This window comes from Actinomyces sp. HMT897 (assembly GCF_016626125.1).
Taxonomy (GTDB): Bacteria; Actinomycetota; Actinomycetes; order Actinomycetales; family Actinomycetaceae; genus Actinomyces.
The window spans coordinates 2426287-2446530 of the sequence record NZ_CP067336.1; the positions used below are offsets into that span (position 1 = coordinate 2426287).

At 72.0% G+C, this 20244-nt stretch carries 16 protein-coding genes and 1 pseudogene; 9 read left to right on the forward strand and 8 right to left on the reverse strand.

The window, feature by feature from the left end:
* Positions 1 to 109 precede the first annotated feature (109 nt).
* From JJJ15_RS09485 to JJJ15_RS09520, 8 genes and pseudogenes are all read left to right on the forward strand, one after another.
* Complete coding sequence (locus JJJ15_RS09485; RefSeq protein ID WP_200510577.1) at positions 110 to 1894, forward strand: PH domain-containing protein; 1785 nt, start codon at positions 110 to 112, stop codon at positions 1892 to 1894.
* 12 nt (positions 1895 to 1906) lie between these two features.
* Positions 1907 to 2953: a DUF2520 domain-containing protein gene (locus tag JJJ15_RS09490; protein WP_281433022.1), complete on the forward strand. Its 1047-nt coding sequence runs from the start codon at positions 1907 to 1909 to the stop codon at positions 2951 to 2953.
* Positions 2954 to 3103: 150 nt separating this feature from the next.
* A pseudogene (panC, locus tag JJJ15_RS09495) lies at positions 3104 to 3934 on the forward strand (pantoate--beta-alanine ligase); the annotation flags it as partial.
* A 383-nt stretch (positions 3935 to 4317) separates the two neighbouring features.
* Complete coding sequence (gene panD, locus JJJ15_RS09500; RefSeq protein WP_106110425.1) at positions 4318 to 4764, forward strand: aspartate 1-decarboxylase; 447 nt, start codon at positions 4318 to 4320, stop codon at positions 4762 to 4764.
* A 254-nt stretch (positions 4765 to 5018) separates the two neighbouring features.
* Positions 5019 to 5939 (forward strand): hypothetical protein, encoded by a 921-nt coding sequence (locus JJJ15_RS09505; protein ID WP_200510579.1) that lies wholly within the window; start codon positions 5019 to 5021, stop codon positions 5937 to 5939.
* 266 nt (positions 5940 to 6205) lie between these two features.
* The gene (locus JJJ15_RS09510; RefSeq protein ID WP_246742007.1) at positions 6206 to 7870 is read left to right on the forward strand and encodes a lysine--tRNA ligase; all 1665 of its coding nucleotides are present in this window, start codon (positions 6206 to 6208) and stop codon (positions 7868 to 7870) included.
* 153 nt (positions 7871 to 8023) lie between these two features.
* Positions 8024 to 8386, forward strand: coding sequence for a cupin domain-containing protein (locus tag JJJ15_RS09515; RefSeq protein ID WP_200510580.1), 363 nt, complete (start codon positions 8024 to 8026; stop codon positions 8384 to 8386).
* A gap of 222 nt (positions 8387 to 8608) precedes the next feature.
* Complete coding sequence (locus JJJ15_RS09520; protein WP_106110428.1) at positions 8609 to 9166, forward strand: RNA 2'-phosphotransferase; 558 nt, start codon at positions 8609 to 8611, stop codon at positions 9164 to 9166.
* Between the two features lie 416 nt (positions 9167 to 9582).
* Here the strand turns inward: JJJ15_RS09520 and JJJ15_RS09525 are convergent, their stop codons facing one another.
* The 8 genes from JJJ15_RS09525 to JJJ15_RS09560 form a co-directional block, all read right to left on the reverse strand.
* On the reverse strand, positions 9583 to 10086 hold the full coding sequence (locus JJJ15_RS09525) for a DivIVA domain-containing protein (RefSeq protein ID WP_106110429.1): 504 nt from the start codon (positions 10084 to 10086) through the stop codon (positions 9583 to 9585).
* Positions 10087 to 10330: 244 nt separating this feature from the next.
* Complete coding sequence (locus JJJ15_RS09530) at positions 10331 to 11890, reverse strand: oligopeptide:H+ symporter (protein WP_200510581.1); 1560 nt, start codon at positions 11888 to 11890, stop codon at positions 10331 to 10333.
* Between the two features lie 401 nt (positions 11891 to 12291).
* Complete coding sequence (locus JJJ15_RS09535) at positions 12292 to 13734, reverse strand: mannitol dehydrogenase family protein (protein ID WP_200510582.1); 1443 nt, start codon at positions 13732 to 13734, stop codon at positions 12292 to 12294.
* Between the two features lie 451 nt (positions 13735 to 14185).
* Positions 14186 to 14836: an LUD domain-containing protein gene (locus JJJ15_RS09540; RefSeq protein WP_200510583.1), complete on the reverse strand. Its 651-nt coding sequence runs from the start codon at positions 14834 to 14836 to the stop codon at positions 14186 to 14188.
* On the reverse strand, positions 14836 to 16569 hold the full coding sequence (locus JJJ15_RS09545; RefSeq protein ID WP_200510584.1) for a LutB/LldF family L-lactate oxidation iron-sulfur protein: 1734 nt from the start codon (positions 16567 to 16569) through the stop codon (positions 14836 to 14838). The genes JJJ15_RS09540 and JJJ15_RS09545 overlap by 1 nt, the downstream gene beginning before the upstream one ends.
* A complete protein-coding gene (locus tag JJJ15_RS09550) occupies positions 16566 to 17369 on the reverse strand; it encodes a (Fe-S)-binding protein (RefSeq protein ID WP_200510585.1) in 804 nt (267 codons plus the stop codon). The genes JJJ15_RS09545 and JJJ15_RS09550 overlap by 4 nt, the downstream gene beginning before the upstream one ends.
* A 255-nt stretch (positions 17370 to 17624) precedes the next feature.
* A complete protein-coding gene (locus JJJ15_RS09555; protein ID WP_200512027.1) occupies positions 17625 to 18785 on the reverse strand; it encodes a HAMP domain-containing sensor histidine kinase in 1161 nt (386 codons plus the stop codon).
* Positions 18786 to 18871: 86 nt separating this feature from the next.
* Positions 18872 to 19531, reverse strand: coding sequence for a response regulator transcription factor (locus JJJ15_RS09560; protein ID WP_106110435.1), 660 nt, complete (start codon positions 19529 to 19531; stop codon positions 18872 to 18874).
* Positions 19532 to 19725: 194 nt separating this feature from the next.
* On the opposite strand from JJJ15_RS09560, the gene JJJ15_RS09565 reads away from it, so the two are divergent.
* Positions 19726 to 20190 (forward strand): hypothetical protein, encoded by a 465-nt coding sequence (locus tag JJJ15_RS09565; protein ID WP_200510586.1) that lies wholly within the window; start codon positions 19726 to 19728, stop codon positions 20188 to 20190.
* Positions 20191 to 20244: the final 54 nt, after the last annotated feature.

Here is a 20244-nt window from a genome sequence, read left to right on the forward strand (position 1 = left end):
AGCAGCCCCCGACGCCGTCGTGCCGGCGCACGGACAGTCCGGGCGGACCAGCCGGTTCGCACGGCAGATCCACCTGCCTGGGCACCTGACCTGGCATCGGGTCCACCCCGTGAGCCTCCTGCTGGAGACCTGGCACACGCTCGTGGCCGTTGTCGCCGTGGGCGCTGTGAACAACCTCGACCAGGTCCGGGACATCTACCACGCCGCCCGCGAGCACGGCCTCAACCTCCTGGACGACGGGGTGCTGACCAGGGCCGTCATAGTAACCGGGGTCGTCCTGCTGGCCTGGACCGGTTTCCAGGTCGCCGTGTGGTGGACCCGCCGCTACGCCGTGGACGCCGACGCCGTCTACTACCGCACCGGCGTCCTCGTGCGCCGCCTGCGCGTGGCCCGCCTGGTACGGATCCAGTCCGTCGACGTGGTCCACCCTCTGGCCGGACGCCTCCTGGGCCTGGGCAGGCTCACCCTGGAGGTCGTCGGCGGCGCGGACTCCCACGTCACCATTGGCTACCTGCCCTCACGTGAGCTGACGGCCCTGCGTGAGGAGATACTGCGCCTGGCTGCCGGTGGGCCTGTTGCTGTTGGTGGGGCTGTTACTGCTGGTGGAGGTGTTGCCGCTGCTGGTGGGGGTGTGACCGCCAGCGAGCCCGTGACCACTGACGGGGCTGTGACCGCTAGTGGGTCCGTGCCCGCTGACGGAGCCCTTGCCGAGGTGCCCGGAGCTCCCGAGGTCCCTACCCTCGCTGTCTCACCCGCCCCATCCACCTCGTCTACCTCACCCATCTCACCTGTAACGTCAGCCTCCTCCACCCCGTCCGCCTTACCCACCCCGCCCGCTCCGCTCGGCTTTGCCGACGCGCTCGCGGCCCCGGTGCGCCCCGACGGTATAGGGAGGGTGGAGGAGCACGACCTCTACCACGTCGAGCCCAGGATCCTCATTGGCTCCCTCCTGCGCAGCATCGGCGTCCTCTCAGGCGCTGTCGGTGGCCTCCTCCTGGTGGCCGTCAGCGTGATCGAGTCCGCGACCGGCCACGCTGGCGCCCCAGGAGGCGGGATCGGGCAGGTACTCGTCATTGTCTCCGGGCTCGTGGGGTACCTCTCCTACGCCTGGAACCGCCTGCGCTCAGGCTGGGGCTTCCGCGCCTGCGCCACCCCCGCCGGGATCCGCCTGCGCTACGGGCTGACCGACGCCGTCTCGGTCACCCTGCCGCCCGGGCGCGTCCACGCCGTCGAGCTCTCACGCAATATCCTGTGGCGGTCCAGGGACTGGTGGGGTGTACGGGTCATGCTCGCCGGGCGGGAGGGCGAGGGCGGTGACGACGTGCGCTCCCAGGCCAGCCGCCTGCTCCCCGTCGGTACCCGCACCGACGCCCTGCGGGCCCTGTGGCTCGTGGTCCCCGACCTGGGAGTGGACTGTCCGGACCGCCTGCTCGCCTCCGCCCTGGACGGCCGGGGCTCACCCACAGGCACCCCGGAGCCCGGGTGGACCGCCTGCGCCCCCCGCCGCTCCCGCTGGCTGGCGCCCCTGGGGTGGAGGTGCCAGGCGGTGGCGCTCACCAGCACCTGCGTCGTCATCCGCCGGGGCCGCTGGCGACGCCGCGTCACGGTGGTGCCCTACCCGCGGATCCAGTCCCTGCGCCTGCGTCAGGGGCCGGTTGCCCGCCGCCTGGGGCTGGCGGGGGTGCTACTCAATATGGTCGACGCGACCAGCCTCATGGGCTGCCTGGTGCGCAGGATGGACCAGGCCGACGCCGCCCGCACGGGTGAGATGGTGGCGCGCCGTGCCCTGGAGCGCCGCGAGCAGGAGCATCTTGACCGCTGGCTGGAGCGCGCCGCCGGGACCGCGCCCTGGACCGGTGAGGTGGGCGGGAGTGTCCCGGAGCCCAGGACGTGAGACGATCACGCCGTGAGCGAGCCCGACCACCGTCCTGACCGTCCTGACCGGCCCGCCGCCAACCCGGCCCGGCCCGCTGACCTGGGTCGCCCTGCTCCTGCCAATCTGGGCCGCCCTGCTGACCGTCCCGCCTCCGCCGCTCCGGGCCGTCCCGGTCCCGCCGCCCCGGGCAGGCGACCGGGTCGTCTGGGGGTGGGGGTCGTGAGCGCGGGCAGGGTGGGCGCCGTCCTCGGCTCCGCCCTGCGCGCCGTGGACCACCAGGTCATTGGCGTCCACGCCGTCTCCCAGGCCTCCCGCGAGCGCGCCGAGACGCTCCTGCCCGGTGTCCCCCGACTTGAGGTCGAGGAGATCCTCGAGCGCTGTGAGCTGGTGCTCCTGGCCGTCCCCGACGACGCCCTGGCGCCGCTGGTGCGGGGGCTGGCCGACCTGGGGCGCTGGCAGGCCGGGCAGATCGTGGTCCACACCTCCGGACGCTACGGCGTCAGGGTGCTGGAGCCCGCCGCGCGCTGCGGAGCCATCCCGCTCGCCGTCCACCCGGCCATGACCTTCTCGGGGATGAGCATGGACCTGCCCCGGCTGGTCGGCTGCCCCATGGCCGTCACGGCCCCCGCCGTCGCCCTGCCCATAGCCCAGGCCCTGGCCGTCGAGCTCGGGGGAGAGCCCTTCGTCCTGGAGGAGTCCGCCCGCCCGGCCTACCACGCCGCCCTGACCCACGGGGCCAACCACCTGGTCACCCTCGTGGGCCAGGCGGCGCGGGTGCTCGCGGCCGCCGGGGTGGACGACGGCGGGCAGGTGCTGCGCCCCCTGCTGACCGCCGCCCTGGAGCGGGCGCTGTCGGAGGGGGCCGACGCCGCCCTGACCGGCCCGGTGGCTCGGGGGGACGCGGGGACGGTGCGCGTGCACCTGGATACCCTGGCAGGGCTGGACGACGGGACGGGGGCGGGGTTGGGCGACGTCGTGGAGTCCTACCGGGTGCTGGCGCGCGCCACCCTGGAACGGCGCGTGGGGCGCCTGGGTCCCGAGCAGGCCGCCGCCCTGCGTGAGGTACTGGGGGACTGATAATGCCGGGGTGGGGTGCTGTCCGCCCTGACTGCTGCCCTGCGCGAGGTGCTGGGGGACTGCTGAGGGGCTGTTCCCGAGGCCTGCTGGCCGGGGCAGGGCAGCCTCGAGAGGGCCGGGCGTGCCTGGGACAGGACTAGCGTTGGGGCCATGGCCTCCACCTGCGTCCCCGTCCTGACCCGTTCCCGCCCTGAGCTCGCCGACGCGCTCGCCGCGGCCCCCGGCCCCCGCGCCGTCGTCATGACCATGGGGGCCCTCCACCAGGGGCATCTCGACCTGGTGGCCGAGGCCGCCCGCCGTGTCGGCGCCCACGGCACCGTGGTCGTGACCATCTTCGTCAACCCGCTCCAGTTCGCCGCCGGGGAGGACCTGGACGCCTACCCGCGCACCCTCCGGGCCGACGTCCAGGCCCTCGGCGACGCCCTGACCGGCCCGGACGGCGCGCTGGTGGTGGGACGCCTGGTCGTGTTCGCCCCCACCCCCGAGGTCATGTACCCCGGTGGCCAGCCGGCTGTGCGCATTGACCCCGGCCCCGTGGCCACCGTCCTGGAGGGCCGCACCCGCCCCACCCACTTCGCCGGCGTGTGCCAGGTGGTGCTCGCCCTGCTGCACCTGACGGCCCCCAGGTGGGCCCTGTTCGGCCGCAAGGACGCCCAGCAGCTCGCCATTGTGCGTGCCATGGTGCGCGACCTCGCCGTCCCGGTCGAGGTCGTCCCGGTGGACATCCGCCGTGAGGCCGACGGCCTGGCCATGAGCTCGCGCAACGTCTACCTCAGCGGCACCCAGCGTCAGCAGGCCCTCGCCCTGTCCCGGGCGCTGGCGGCCGGCAGCCGGGCGGCGGCGGGCGGGGCCGACGGCGCCGGGGTCCGTCAGGCGGCGCTGGCCGTCCTGGGCGGTGCCGACGGGGTGGAGGTCGACTACGTGGCCCTGGTGGACCCGGACTCCTTCGTGGATCTTGCCGACGCCGGGTTGGGACTGCCCGCGGCCCCCCAGGTCGCGCCGGCAGAGCTGGGGGCTGGTACCGGACAGACCGGGGACGAGCCGGGGGCTGGCGCCGGGCCGGAGACCGGAACAGGGCCGCAGGCCGGGGACGACCCTGGGCGGGAGGTCAGTGCCGGCGCCGGGCGCACCGCCCTGGATGGTGGCCTCCGCCAGGACGACCGGGGCCGCGGGCAGACCGGGGTAGGTCCGGAGGCCGGGGACGACCCTGGGCGGGAGGTCAGTGCTGGTGCAGGGCGCACCGCCCTCCTGGCGCTGGCCGCCCGGGTCGGCAGCACCCGCCTCATTGACAACGCCCTGGTGGTGCTGCACTGAGTGCCCTCTCACGTTGCCGTGGGTCAGGGGCCTGCCTACCCTGGGCCGCGATGAGCTCACGACTGCGGACGATGATGACGTCCAAGATCCACCGTGCCACTGTGACCCAGGCCGACCTGCACTACGTCGGTTCCATCACCGTGGACGCCGACCTCCTCGACGCCGCCGACCTCCTGCCGGGTGAGCGCGTCGATATCTGCGACTGCACCAACGGCAGCCGCCTGTCCACCTATGTCATCCCCGGTGAGCGCGGGTCGGGGCGGATCTGCGTCAACGGCGCCGCCGCGCACCTGGTGAGCCCGGGCGACGTCGTCATCCTCATTGCCTACTCCCAGATGTCGGACGCCGAGGCCCGCACCTACCGGCCCCACGTGGTCTTCGTGGACGCGGACAACCGGGTCGTGGAACGGGGCAGCGAGCCCGGTCAGGTCCCCCTGGGCTCCGACGCCGCCCGTCTTCAGGGGCTGCGGTCCTCCGGACTGCCCCTGGGCGGCTGAGTTGCACATTCTTTTTACAATCCTCGATCATAAAATGGCGGAATCATGCGGATCTGCGATTGGAGGGCGGGCTCTCTGACAGGATGAATGTGCAACGGCGTCCTCGTTGCACATTCATCTGCGTGCGGTGGGCCCCGCATGGGGACTGCGCCGGGGCCTTCCGCTCAGGGACGCCACCGTGCCTAGACTGCTCCCGGGGGCGTCCGCCACTGCCTCCGCAACCCCCCTGACCGTGACACTCCGGAGGAACCGCGATGACGCACAGGAAACACACCGCGTTGCGGACCGCTCTGCTCCTGGTCGTCGTGTTCGGCCCGCTGGTGCTCGTGGCCGTGGGCCTGCGCTACCTCGTGGTCCGGGTGGAGAGGGGTGAGATGGTCGGTGTCTCCCAGGCGATCGTCCTGGGGGTGCTGGCGGTCGTCGTGCTGGCCCTGGCCGTCTGGGTGTACCGGAGCGCCTCGAAACTCCGTGCCGGTTCCATGACCCCGGCACAGCGCCTCATGCTCAGGCAGCTTAACGAGGACACCACCCTGACCTTCCCCGCCTTCTACCTGGGGCCCCAGCCGGTGGGGACCGACGGCGCCCCCATGACGGACAAGGTGTCCCTCATTGTCACGCGCCACACCGTGAGCGTGCGTCCCGGTCCCGGTGCCGGCGTGGGGACCGTCCTGTGCGACGCCGACGGCGCCCGGGTCCGTTCCCGCCTCCTGCCCGACCCCCGCCTCGGCGGCCCCCGCGTCGGCGAGCGGCAGCCGGGGCCGACGGTGCCCGGCCTGGCAGTCGCCCACCCCAGCCTCCTGTACCCTCAGGCCGTCGGGAGCCTGGAGGCCGAACGGCGCTGGGAGGACGGTCCCGAGGCTCTGACCGCCTACGCCCAGCAGGTCGCGCTCGAGACGGGGCTGGATGCCGGGGAGCTGGCCGACGCGCTCCTGAGCGGGGACGCCCGGCGCGTGGCCGCCCTGGACGCCGCCGCCGGCGGCTACCTGGGGCAGATGGTTCCCGGTCCCGGGGGAGGGGTGGTGTTCCGGGCCCCTGAGATGCGCCTGGTCGTCGCCGACCCGGAGCGCCCCAGCGTTCCGGCCGACGAGGTCGTGGTCGGCAAGGCGGCGCTCGCGGTGCGGCAGACCCTGGAGGGGCCGGGTGCGCCGTCGCAGGGTGGGCCCGGCACTGGGTGAGCCCCCACCGCCCGGGGCCGAGCTGCGCGGTCCCCTGCCCCTGAGCTGACCCGACCGTCCCCACCGCCCGGGGCCGGGGCGCTCGCGGAGGTGGCCAGTGCCGACGTCGACAGGGACCGTCCCCAGCGTCCGGGGCCGTGCAGGGGCCCGCAGCGGTGACGAGGTTGTGGCCACTGGAGGCCGGGACCTGCCCGGCCCCATGAGGTGAGGAGCACCCTGCGCCCCGCCTCCCGACCACCGGGGGAGGCGCGGATAGACTCGCGCGCGTGACTCATGCACCCGTTCCCGCTCCCGACACCGTCAACCAGGGCCCTGCCCCCGAGCCCCCGAGCACCGCCAGGACACCCAAGGCTGACCCGGGCCCGGGTGAGCAGTTCCAGGTACGTGCGGACAAGCGTCAGCGCCTGCGCGACGAGGGCTGGGACCCCTACCCCGTATCCGTCCCCGTCACCACCACGATCTCCGCGGTCCGCGAGGCCTACGGCCACCTTCAGGCCGGCCAGGAGACCGACGACGTCGCCGGCGTGGCCGGGCGCGTGGTCTTCCTGCGCAACACCGGCCGCCTGTGCTTCGTCACCCTGGCCGACGGCGCGGGCACCACCCTCCAGGCCATGCTGTCGGCCAAGGCCCTGCCCGCCAGCGGCCACACCGCGCTGGCCGCCTTCAAGACGGACGTGGACCTGGGCGACCACCTCTTCGTCCACGGCCGCGTCATCTGCTCACGCCGCGGGGAGCTGTCGGTCATGGCCGAGCCCGTCCTGCGCCAGGGCGTGGCCCCCGCCGACGCCGGGGACGACGACGTCGCCGTCCCTGCCTGGCGCATTGCCTCCAAGGCCCTGCGCCCCCTGCCCAAGACCTGGACCAACGAGGCCGGTGAGGCGGTGACGCTCTCGGAGGAGGCGCGCGTGCGCCGTCGTGAGCTGGACCTGCTCACCCGCCCGGCCGCCCGCGACATGGTGCGCACCCGCGCCGCCGTCGTACGCTCCCTGCGCGACAACTTCCACCGCCGTGACTACCTGGAGCTGGAGACCCCCATGCTCCAGGTCATCCACGGCGGGGCCGCCGCCCGCCCGTTCATCACCCACATGAACGCCTTCGACATGGACCTCTACCTGCGCATTGCCACGGAGATCTACCTCAAGCGCGCCGTGGTGGGGGGCGTGGACCGCGTCTTCGAGATCAACCGCAACTTCCGCAACGAGGGCGCCGACTCCTCCCACTCCCCGGAGTTCACCGCCCTGGAGGCCTACGAGGCCTACTCCGACTACGACGGCATGGCCGAGCTGACCCGCGACCTGGTCCAGCAGGCCGCGCGCGACGCCTTCGGCCTGCCCGAGGGCGGCGAGGTGGTGACCCTGGCCGACGGCACCGAGTACGACCTGTCCGGGCAGTGGGACAAGATCGACCTCTACACCTCCGTCTCCCAGGCCCTGGGGGAGGAGGTCACGGTGGACACCCCACGCGAGCAGCTGGTGGCCCATGCCGAGCGGATCGGCCTGGAGGTGGACGACTACGCCGTGGCTGGCAAGGTCGTGGAGGACATCTTCGAGGAGCTGGTGGGCAACAAGCTCTGGGCCCCGACCTTCGTCTACGACTTCCCCGAGGACACCTCGCCCCTGACCCGCTACCACCGCTCGCGCCCGGGGCTGACCGAGAAGTGGGACCTGTACGTGCGCGGCTTCGAGACGGCCACCGCATACTCCGAGCTGGCCGACCCCGTGGTCCAGCGCGAGCGCTTCGAGGCCCAGGCCCTGGCGGCCGCCAACGGCGACCCCGAGGCCATGGTGCTGGACGAGGACTTCCTGGTGGCCATGGAGCAGGGCTTCCCGCCCTGCGGCGGCATGGGCATGGGCATTGACCGCCTGCTCATGGCCCTCACCGGCCAGGGCATCCGCGAGACCATCACCTTCCCGCTGGTCAAGCGCTCCTGAGACGACGGCGCGGCACCGGGATCCGGGGCCCGTAGCATAGTGAACGAGGCCTGAATAAACAAGGCTTGAACCGGAAGAAAGCGTGGGCTATGTTCACCCTGCCGGGCGGGAGCGTCCGGCGGGGTGAACCGTGCTACGTGAGGAGACAGCGGTATGACCATTAGCGAGACCACGAGTTCCGCGCGCGACTCCAGCGTCCACACCGGCCTGTCTGCCGACTTCCCGATGACCACGGGTGAGAAGAAGGTCCGTGAGGTCGTCAACAACGAGCTGCTCGTCGTCGTCGAGTTCGTCCTCGGCGCCGACCAGCTGATCCACGAGGAGGAGCCCTCGCCCATGCCGACGGTCCTGCACGTGCTCGAGGGAACGATCCGGTTCTTTATCGACGGCATCGAGCACGAGCTGAGCGCCGGCGACGTGGCCTACATGGCGACCGGCGCCAGGCACGGCGGCCGCTCGGTGAGTGCTGCACGGTTCAGCCTCGTCGGGCTGAAGCAGGGTGGTGCCAGCGTGTGACCGGACCCGGTGGGGGGCGATCCCGTCGGACGTCCCCCACCGCACCGGGGCCGCTCGGGCCAGGTCGGCCTCGATCCCGGCCCAGCGGGGACGTCTTGGGCTCCGTGGCTCAGGCCACTGAACCCAGCCCTCGATCCCGGCCCAGCGGGGACGTCCCCCACCGCACCGGGGCCGAGCGGCTCGCCATGCGGTCCCTGCCGTGACTCGGTAGGATCGGCTGCCATGGATGAACGCAGGCTCACCGGGATCAGTCGGGTGCTGTCGCACGCGCTCCGCCACGACCCGGGCTACTACGGGCTGACGCTCGACCCCGAGGGGTGGGTGGACCTCAAGGACATGGTGGCCGCCCTGCGGCGCACCCGTGGGCGGCGTGACGTCACCGCCGCCGACGTCGAGCAGGCTGTCGCCACGGCGAGCAAGCAGCGCCACGAGATCCGCGACGGCCGTATCCGGGCGCTGTACGGCCACACGGTCGACGTGCGGATCGAGTACCGGGCCGCCGTCCCGCCCGACGTCCTCTACCACGGCACCTCCCCGGCCAAGGTCGGCCTGGTGCTGGCCAGGGGCCTGCTGCCCATGGCCCGCCAGAAGGTGCACATGTCCGCCGACGTGGAGATGGCCACCGCCGTCGGGTCACGTCACTCCCCCACCCCCATGATCCTGCAGGTGGACGCCGCGGCCGCGCACGCCCACGGGATCGAGTTCTACCCGGGCAGCGAGCGCATCTGGATGGCCGACGAGGTACCGCCCGCCTACCTGAGCGTCTTCGTCCAGGAGTGAGCCAGACGGGTGAGGTGGGGGGCAGGGCCCGCCCACCAGCAGCCCTCCCCACCTACCCACCCACCGCGAGAACGGTACTTATTCGCCGCGAGAACGGTACTTATTGTTCGTGAGAACGGTACTTATTGTTCGTGAGAACGGGCACGCGACCGCCGCGGGCACCGGGATCCGGGTGGCGGCCGCCGTGCTGGGGTCGGACGCGGACAGTGCCCACCGCGGGCACCGGGATCCGGGGCGCGCACCTCCCGGCGTCAGGCACCGGGCGGGAGCCGGGGCGCGCACCAGGGGCGTGCGCACCTCCCGGCGGGTCCTTCAGGCCCCGGGGACGGTGGGACGGTTGCCGAGCCGTCCTGGGAGAGCGGGTGCGAGCCGCCTCAGACCCGGGGACGCTTGCCGGGCCGGGCGGCCCCGGGGCCTTAAAGACCGGCCTGCGCCAGGCGCTGCCGGGCGGCGGCGAGCTCGTTGCGCAGGCGGGCGTTCTCCTGCTCCAGCCCGGCAACGTACTGGTCGTGCTCGCCCCCCGGGGCCACCGCGGCCCCCGGTGCCGTCGCGGCCCCGGCCTGGGCGCCGCCCCCGTCACCGCTGAGGTTGCTGGCGGCCCACTTCTCCCAGGTGTACAGGGTCTCGGCCAGGTCGTCGAGGAAGGTGTCTACCTCCGGCTGGGAGTACCCCTCGTGGCGTCGGGTCGCCCGGAAGCGGCTGCCGGTGACCATGGCCGAGGTGACCTGCCCCTGGGACCAGGCCGTCCGCACGTCCACGCTCTTCCCGGAGGCCAGCGCGTCGGACAGGCTCTCCCAGGTGCGCAGGGTGCCGGTCACCTCCTCCAGGAACTCGTCGACCTCGTCCTGGTCGTAGCCCTCGCGGAACCTGGTCGCCTTGAATTTCTGGCTCGTCACGTCCTCAGCGCTCAGCTGTGCCATTGTCTGCACCTTTCCTCTCTGTCGGCGTCGTGGCGCCGGTTACACCAGGGTAACTCAGGTGCTGACCGATACGGTGGAGACGGCCCGCTGGGCGTCCTGACGCGCCCGTCCCACCGACGTCGAGCTCAGCGCCGGTGGGACGGGCGTGAGGCTAATCCCGCGGGCGTCGGGCTCGGCGCCAGGAGGCTTCTGACGCCCTGACGAGAACGGGCGCCGCCACCAGAGGTCGGGCTCGGCGCGGGGGCTACCGGCTGGCGTTAATGTCAGCCATCTGCCTCTGCGTCCAGGGGGCGACGGCGAACACGCCGAGCGCCACCACGATGGTGGCCGCGCCCAGGCCGTAGAAGTACACCGCGTCGCTGACCTCCTTGGTGTTGGCGATGACGACGCCGGCCAGCCCCTGGCCCGTGGAGATGGCCAGCAGCCACAGCACCATTGCCTGGGAGGCGAACTGCTTGGGGGCCAGCGCGGTGGTGGTGGCCAGGCCCACCGGGGAGAGGAACAGCTCGCCCACGGTCTGGATCACGAACACCAGCGCCAGGAACCACCACGGCGCCAGGTTCTCCCCGCCCGTCCAGAGCTGGAAGCCGTAGCCGGTGACCAGGGCGGAGACGCCCACAATGAGCACGGCGGTGGCGAACTTGACCACCGTGGGGATGGAGCGGCCGAGGCGTCGGGCGAAGAACCACCCGACCAGCGGGGCCAGCACGATAATCGCGGCCGGGTTGACGGACTGGTAGGCCTCCGGGCTGAGGACCCAGCCGAAGGGAGTGGTCCCGTCGGTGTTCTTCTGGGCGAATACCGCCATCTTGCCCGAGGCCTGCTCGAAGATGGTGAAGAACAGCACCGCGCCGACCCACAGGGCGATATAGGCGCGCAGGTGGACGCGCTCGGTGCTGGTGACCTTGGGGGAGCGGAACATGAGGGTGAAGTAGGCGATCGAGGCCCCCAGGGCGATTGCGAAGACAATGTAGGTAATGGCGTCCGGCAGGGAGTGGAGGAAGATGTTCAGGACCCAGGTCACCAGGACGACCGCCGCGATCCCGGCCCCGCTCATGACGAGCAGGCGGTTGCGCTCCTCGGGGCGGAGCGGGTTGGGTACGTTAAAGGCGAAGGCGGAGAGCTTGCTGCGCCCGTAGACGAAGGCGACCAGGGCCAGGGCCATGCCGACGGCGGCCGCCATGAATCCCGCGTGGTAGCCGTAGTGGTTCTTGAGCCAGCTGGTGACCAGCGGCGATGCGAAGGAGCCAATGTTGACGGACATGTAAAACAGCTGGAATCCCGCGTCGCGGCGCGGGTCGTCGGAGTCGTACAGGCCTCCGACGATCGTGGAGAGGTTGGGTTTGATAAAGCCGGTGCCAATGGCCACCAGGACAATGCCTACCCAGGCCATGGCATTGACCGGGACGGACAGACACACGTGCCCCGCCATAATTACGACGCCGCCGTACAGGGTGGAGGGCCAGGGGCCGATCACGCGGTCGGCGAATATTCCGCCAGGAATTGCCAGGAGGAATACGGCGGCCCCGTATACCGCCATAATAATGGTCCCGGTGTTGTCGTCGATACCCAGCCCGCCGTCCTCGACCGCGGCGGTAATGAAGTACAGCAGGATGGCGCGCATCCCGTAGTAGGAGAAACGCTCCCACATCTCGACGTTGAGCATCCAGGGCAGGCCCCTGGGGTGGCCCAGCAGCCCGCGGTCCTCCTTGGAGGGGGTGGTGCGCAGGGTGGCGGGTTTCCACATACTGGTTCTGACAGGTTCGTCATCGGTACTGTTGACGGTGGTTGGGGTGCGCCTCATGGGTCCCTCTTCCTGCTAGAGCGTCTGCTAGAGCATGCCTGTTGATTCAGGCCAGCGACGTTAGGGAAGCCTACCCTGGAGACGCTGGGCGCGCCCCCCTCCTCCCGTCTGGGGCGTGCCTCGTCCCGTCCAGGGCGCGGCAGGGCGTGACAGGGCGTGGTGAGTCTGAGGGCGCCCCCTGCCTCCGCGCCCTGGCGGGTCGGTGGGTTGTCCCCTCGGGCAGGACGGGCTCGGTCGCCTGCCTTTGTGCCCTGGCGGGTCGGTGGCCGACGTCGGCCCGCCAGGACACGGCCGGGGGACGCGCTGGGGGACACGGCCCGGGGGCGCGGCCGTCGGCCCACTGGCTCAGGCGCGCCCGGCCGGGGCTCCCCGGAGCCCGCCCCGTCCCCGCCAGCTCAGGCCTACTCGGCCAGGGCCCTCAGGCGCGCCCGCACCCCCTGCTCGCGCAGGGCCGCCAGCTCCTGGGCGTAGGTGGAAGCAAAGCGCTCGTCGTCCGCCAGGTCCCCGAAGACCTCCTTGTTGCCGATAAAGCCGGTGGCCTCGCCGTCGGCCTGGGCCCGCGCGAAGGGGCGCAGGTCGTCCACCACGGGGATGGCCGCGCCGTTCTCGTCGGTGCCGAGCACGCCCAGCGACCAGGCGGCGCACATGGCCGTCCCCAGGCGGATGGGGCCGTCCGCCTCCAGGTTGGCGCGCACGGTCGGCAGGACGAACTTGGGCATGCCGGAGGGGGCGAAGAAGGCCAGGCGCGCCAGGGTGTCGGCGATCGCGGCGTTGGTAAAGCGCTCAAAGAGCGTGTCCACGTACCGGTCGAGGTCGATGCCGGGCACCGCCAGCAGCCGCGGGCGCGCCTCCCGGGTGAGGAAGGCGCGGGTCCAGGCGGCGATCTCGGGGTCGGCGGCCGCCTCGTGGGCGTACTCAATGCCCAGCAGCCGCCCCCAGTGGGCCAGGGCCTGGTGGGAGGCGTTGAGCAGCCGCAGCTTCATGAGCTCGTAGGGGACGACGTCGTCGACCATCTGCACCCCGACCTCCTCCAGGGGCGGGCGCCCGGTGGGGAAGGCGTCCTCGAGCACCCACTGGGTGAAGGGCTCGCACACCACCGGCCAGGCGTCCTCCACCCCGAGCTCGGCGGTGACCTGCTCGACGTCCGCCGGGGTCGTCACCGGGGTGATGCGGTCCACCATGCAGTTGGGGAAGGAGACGTTGGCCTCGATCCAGTCGGCCAGCTCGGGGTCGCTCATGCGGGCCTGGCCCACGACGGCGGTGCGGGCGACCTTCCCGTTGCCCGGCAGGTTGTCGCAGCTCATGACCGTGAAGGGGGCGGTGCCCTCCGCCCGGCGCCGCCTCAGGGCCTCGACGATGTAGCCGAAGGCGGTGGTGGGCTCGTGGGGGCTGGCGGCGTCGTGGCGGGCGCCGTCGGAGCCGGTGCGGAAGGCCCCGGTGGCGTCGTCGGTGTTGTAGCCGCCCTCGGTGACGGTCAGGGAGACAATGCGGGTGGTCGGGGCGGTCATGACCTCCAGCACGCCCTGGCGGTCCTCGGGGGCGAAGCGGTAGTCGTGGATGGAGCCGATGACCGTGGTCTCGTGGTGGCCGTCGGGGTGCTTGAGGGTCAGGGAGTAGAGGTGGTCCTGGCCTGCCAGGGCGTCGCGCATGCGCGCGTCCCCGGGCATGAGGCCGACGCCGCAGATGCCCCAGTCCAGGGCCTTGCCGTCACGCATGAGGCGGTCAAGGTACATGGCCTGGTGGGCGCGGTGGAAGCCGCCGACCCCCATGTGGACGATGCCGGTGGTCATGGCGGAGCGGTCGTAGGTGGGGGCCAGGGGGGAGCTGGCCAGTGAGGTGGTCATGGTCAGGCCTTTCAGCTGCGTCGGGGGGCGTGGACACGGCAGCCGTGACGACTGTCATATCTATTGTGCGCCACCTGTCCCACAGCCGTCGAGACCCGGACTCCTTGGGCTGAGGCGCCCTGGGGGCCGGGGGCGGCCCTACAAGGTCGTCGGCGGCACCTGCCTTTGGGGCGAGGCGCCCCGGGGGGCCGGGGCTGGCACGGGCGATTGCCCGCACCGGACTCTTTGGGCCGGAACCCCCCGGCCCGCGGCGCCCCGGCCCGGTCCCACCACTGCGCCTCCCGTTCCTACCACCGCGCCGCCCGGTTCACCCCTCACGGTCGGCAGTCGCACCCGCAACCGGGCGTAGTCCGTTCTCACGGCGAACAAGTACCGTTCTCGCGACGAACAAGTACCGTTCTCGCGAGGAATAAGTACCGTTCTCGCGGTGGGTGGGGAGGAGGTGGTGGGGCTAGTGGGCGACGACCACGCCCAGGTGGCGCGGGCCGTGCACGCCGTTGACGCGCACGAGCTCAATGTCGCTGGTGGCCGAGGGGCCCGCCACCCAGGTCATGGGGCGTGTGGGGTGCGCCCCGAGCACGTCCACCGCCTGGGGGACGGTGGGGACCACCATCTGACGCTCCAGGACCACCACGTGCCTGTCGGGCACCAGGCTAATGGCCCGACGCCCCTGGTCGGGCTCGCCGTCGAGCACGATCGTGCCCGAGATGGAGATACCGACCCGTGAGCAGGTCACCACGGCGTCGACCTGGTCCAGCTCCAGGGTGGGCACAGGCGCCTCACGGGAGTCCTGGCGCAGGGTGCGCCCGCCCCGGGCGGCGGCGTCCTTGTAGGCCTGGGGCAGCCCGGAGGGCACCACCACGACCCGGGCGCTACCCAGGAGGGCGTCAATGGCGTCCAGGACGCCCTGCTCCGTGGGCTCCACCCTCACGACGGCGTCGTAGTCCTCCAGCTTGTCCACCATGTCGGCCACGACGGCCTCAGAGCCCGGGGCGTGGGCGCCCACGCGGATGTAGTTACGCGGCACGGGGCGGGCGGGTCCCCGCTGGGAGCGGGAGATCGCGTCACGGGCACGGGCCAGGACGGCGGTACGGGCGTCCATCAGTCCTCCTTCTTGGTGCGGGTGGTGGCGGTCGCGCCCTTGGCGCCCCCAGCGCCGGTGGGGGTGGTGGTGGGAGCGCCAGTGCTGGCCCCCGGCGCGGTCCCGGAGGTGGTACCGCCAGCGGCCGCCGGTACGGTCCCGGCCCCTGCCGGTGCGGCCCCGGCCCCCGGTGCGGCCCCGGAGGCGGTACTACCAGCGGCCCCGGGGCCGTGGGTGCGCCTCCACCAGTCACGGAAGTTCTCCGCCGGGGGCGCCGGGATGTCGCGTGACACCGTCCACATGGAGGCGGGGAAGGGCAGGGCCCCGATCCGGCCGCTGCGGCCCACCAGGCGGGTGGCCTTGACGGCCTGGGCGGCGGCGGACCACAGCCGCCCGCTGCTCATGACCGGGGCGGTGGTGCCCATGGCCAGGTCCCACATGTCCGGGACCACCTTGCGCTTGACGTCCACGCTGCGGGCACGCAGGTGGATGAGGATGGTGGGGATGTCGATCTTGACCGGGCAGGCCTCCCCGCAGGCCCCGCACAGGGAGGAGGCGAAGGGCAGGGTGTGGACCGGGTCGTCGTCGGCCAGCCCCTGGGTGAGCTGGGGGGTCAGGGCGGCCCCGATGGGCCCGGGGTAGACCGAGCCGTAGGCGTGCCCGCCGGTGTGCTGGTAGACGGGGCAGATGTTCATGCAGGCCCCGCAGCGGATGCAGTGCAGGGCCTCGCGTCCGATGGGGTCGGCCAGGGCCTTGGTGCGCCCGTTGTCCATGAGGATCAGGTGGAACTCCTGGGGGCCGTCACCGGGGGTGACGCCGGTCCACATGGAGGTGTAGGGGTTCATACGCTCCCCGGTGGCGCTGCGCGGCAGGAGCTGGGAGAAGATCTCCACGTCCTGGAAGCGGGGCACCAGCTTCTCGATCCCCATGAGGGTGATGAGCGTGTCCGGCAGGGTCAGGCACATGCGCCCGTTGCCCTCGGACTCGAAGATCGAGACGGTCCCGGTCTCGGCCACGCCCATGTTGGTGCCCGAGACGGCCACGGAGGCGTGGAGGAACTTGTGGCGTAGGTGGGCGCGGGCGGTGGCGGTGAGCTCGCGGGGGTCCTCGGACAGGTCCGCGGGGGCGTCGTCCATGCGGTCCAGGAAGATGCCCCGCACCTCGGCGCGGTTGCGGTGGATGGCGGGGACCACGATGTGGGAGGGCATGTCGTCGGCGAGCTGGACGATCATCTCGGCCAGGTCGGTCTCGTGGGCGTGGACGCCCCGGTCGGCCAGGTACTCGTTGAGGTTGGTCTCCTGGGTGGCCATGGACTTGATCTTGACGACCTCGTCCACGCCCTTGGACTCAATGATCGAGGCCACGATCCGGTTGGCCTCGGCGGCGTCGCGGGCCCAGTGGACGATCCCGCCGCGGGCCGTGACATTGGCCTCGAAGCGCTCCAGCAGCTCGGGCAGGTTGCTCATGACCTCGTTCTTCACGGCGCTGGCCGCCTCGCGCAGGTCCTCCCAGTCCGGCATCTCGGCCACGCGCAGGTCGCGCTTGGCCCGGATGGTGCGGGTGGCGTGGCCCAGGTTGCGGCGCATCTGGGTGTTGGCCAGGGTCTTGTGGGCGCCCTGGGGGAAGGTGTGGCCCCAGCGCAGGGTGTCGCGGGGCTGGACCACGGTGGTGCGCCAGCCCCCGGTGTGGGCGGCGGGGTCCAGGGCCTCGGTCTTGGCGGCGGGGCGGGGCATGCCCAGGAATGTCAGGCTCATCGGATGACCGCCTCCTGGGCGGAGGGCGCGAAGGACTGGAAGCCGTTGAAGGGGGCGTCCTTGGTCGAGGCCAGGATCTCGGCCAGGTGCATAATGCGCACCCCGGAGTTGAGCCGGGACAGGCCTCCGCCAATGTGCATGAGGCAGGAGTAGTCGCCGGTCACCAGGACCTCGGCGCGGGTGGACATGACGTTGGACACCTTGTCGGCCAGCATGGCGGTGGAGGTCTCGGAGTTCTTCATGGAGAAGGTCCCGCCGAACCCGCAGCAGACCTTCTCCTCGGGCAGCGGGGCCAGGTCGATGCCCTCCACGGCCTCAAGCAGCCGGTAGGGGCGGTCGCCCACCTTGGTAATGCGCAGGGAGTGGCAGGTCGGGTGGTAGGTGACCCGGTGGGGGAAGTAGGCGCCGACGTCGACCACCCCCAGGACGTCCACCAGGAGCTCGGTGAGGTCGTAGGTACGGGCCGCCACCTGGGTGGCGCGGCGGGCCAGGGCGGTGTCGCCCACGTGCTCGGCCACCAGGGCCTGCTCGTGGCGGGTGGCGCCGGTGCACGAGCCCGAGGGGACCACAATGGCGTCCCACTGCCCGTCGAGCACGGGGGAGAAGGTCCGCACGTGGTTGCGGATGAGCTGGGCGGCCTTCTCGAAGTACCCGGTGTTGGCATGCATCTGGCCGCAGCACACCTGCCCCTCGGGGAAGACGACCTCGTGGCCGAGCCTCTCCAGGAGGGTCACGGTGGCCTGCGGCGCCTGCGGGAACATGGTGTCCCCGATACAGGTCGCGAAGAGTGCGATTCGCACGGTCGAGCCTCATTTCAACGACGGCGTTGCAGGTCTGGTGCCAGCACGGTACCGATGCCGGCCGCCGGGTCCTGGCGCGCCTCGACCCCGCCCGCGCCCCGGGGGCCGTTGACCAGCGGGATCGCGGGGATCCGGGGGCTCGGTCACCAGGGCGGGCCTACAGGCTCCGGGGCGGTGTGCGACCGGTTTTGCGTCACGACGTCGTGTGCTTTTGCGTCCCGTCCCCCGCGCCGGGGACCTGGCCCGGCGCAGCCGTCACGCAGGGCCGTCGTGTGGGCCGCCGTCCCCCGCGGCGGGGACCGGGCCCGGTACCGGCAGGGCCAGGACGGCCGTCAGCCCCCCGCCCGGGTTGGCACGCAGCTCCAGGGTCCCGTGGTGGGCCAGGGCGACGGCCGAGACAATGGCCAGGCCCAGGCCGTGGCCCGACCCGCGGGTCCGCCCCCGGCCCTCCCCGCGCACGAAGGGCTCGCGCAGGGAGTCCAGCTTGTCGGCGGGCACTACCGGGCCGTCGTTGCGTATGGTCAGGCGCACGGCGTCCGTCTCCTGGGCAAGGGCGACCTCGACCCGGCCGCCGGGGGTGTTGTAGCGCACCGCGTTGCGCAGCAGGTTGGAGACGGCCTGGCGCAGCAGCACCGGGTCGCCGTGGAGGACGGCGGCGCCCAGGTGGTGGTGCACGCTCACGTCGTGCTCGTCGGCCTGGGGGGCGAGCGCCGCCAGCTCGGCGAGCACCACGGCCTCCAGGTCCACCTCCTCGTGGGCCAGGTTCCCGGACTGGGCGTCGGCCAGGTCCAGCAGGGCGTCGATCGTCTCCACGTTGGCGTGGTTGGTCCTCCACACGCGCCTCATGAGGGCCCGCAGGTCCTCCACCGAGGCGTCGGGGTCGGCCAGGGCCACGTCGATCATGGTCTGGGTGGTGGCCAGGGGTGTGCGCAGCTCGTGGGAGGCGTTGGCGGCGAACCGGCGGTGCGCGGCGAAGGAGCGCTCCAGGGAGTCCAGCATGCGGTCAAAGGTGTCCGCCAGGTCGTGGATCTCGTCACGCGGCCCGGACAGGGCCAGGCGCTGGCTGAGGTCGCCCGAGGCGGCACGGTTGGCCACGGCGTTCATGGAGGACAGGGGCCGCAGCATGCGGCCGGCCAGCACCCAGCCCACCGTCCCCGAGACGACCGCCAGCAGCACCAGGGCCACGACGGCCGAGCGCAGCACGCTGGTCAGCAGGTCGAGCAGGTTGGTGTCCACCCGGGTCGCCTCGCTGGGGACCTTGATCTGCATGCCCGACGTCGGGGCGGTGCCCGTGCCCTGGGGGGGCAGGTCGAACTGGATATTGAAGGTGACCAGGCGGGTGTAGAGGTAGACCATGGCGATGAGCACGGTCCCCGAGGTGGTCACCAGGCCGGCGTAGGTCAGGGTCAGGCGCATGCGGATCCCCAGGCGGCGCGGCCGGTGCAGCCCGGCGTCGGGCTGGGTGCGCCCGGTGCGGCGGCGCGTCGTGGCCCCGGCGTCCCTCACGCGCTGAACCTGTAGCCGGCACCGGGGACCGTCTGGATCACCCAGGGCTCACCGAGCTTGCGGCGCAGGTGGGAGATGGTCACCCGGGTGGAGTTGGTGAACGGGTCGGCGTTGGCGTCCCAGGCCTTCTCCAGCAGGGTCTCGGCGCTGAGGACCCCGCCGTCGGCCTCCATGAGCACCTGGAGGACGGCGAACTCCTTGGGGCTGAGCCGGACGAACCGCCCGTTGCGGTACACCTCCCGCCTGAAGGGGTCCAGGCGCACCCCGTGGGCCTCGATCACCGGGGTCCGGGCGGGCTGGCTGCGCCGCCCCAGGGCCCGCAGCCGGGCCACCAGCTCAGGGAACTCGAAGGGCTTGGTCAGGTAGTCGTCCGCCCCCAGCTCGAAGCCGTCCACACGGGCGTCCAAGGTCCGGGAGGCAGTGAGCATGAGCACTCGCGTATGGGGATAATCACGTACTATGGTGCGGCACACCTCGTCGCCGTGGACGACCGGCAGATCCCGGTCCAGCACCACGATGTCGTAGTCGTTGGTGGTGATCTGCTCCAGGGCGCTGGCCCCGTCCCCCACGGTGTCCACCGCCATCGCCTCGCGCCGCAGCCCGGTGGCGATCGCCTCGGCAAGGTACTCCTCATCCTCCACGACCAGCACCCGCACGCCCTCGTCCCCCTTGCTGCCACAGGCCCGAGGCCGTCCCGGACCGTCCGGGAAGGATACACCCTGGACCTCGACGATGTTGCTGAAACATAAGCGAATTCCTGAACGCTCCGGCAACACCGGCTCCGGTTGCCTGGTGCCCAACACCAGGGGGTGCGTCCGCGCCCCACCGGATTCTGAGAGGAACACACACTGTGAAGAAGACCCAGGGCACCAAGGTCGTGGCTCTCCTGGCCTCCGCGGTCTGCGCCGTCGGCCTGCTGGCCGGCTGCTCGGACTCCTCGGACAAGGCCTCCGGCCAGGCCTCGGCGTCGGCCACCGTCAAGGCCGACGAGTACCTGCTCAAGATCGCCCAGTGCATGCGGGACAAGGGCGTGGACGTCCCCGACCCTGACAGCACCGGCAGCATCAGGATCCCCGACGGCTCCGAGTCGGTGGCCAAGGAGTGCGAGAAGACGGTCGGCCTGCCCGGCGGCGACGGCGGCAACGACCTGGCCCAGCCCGGGGTCCAGGACGAGCTGGTCAAGGCCGCCCAGTGCCTGCGCAAGGAGGGCTACGACGTGCCCGACCCCAGCGCCGGCCAGGGGATCCAGCTCAACGGCAACATCCCCCAGGCCACCATGCAGAAGTGCTTCTCCTCCCTGAACGGGGGCAAGTGATGAGGCTGCGCAGGAAGCACGCAACGACCCCGGAAGCACACCACACCGGAACAG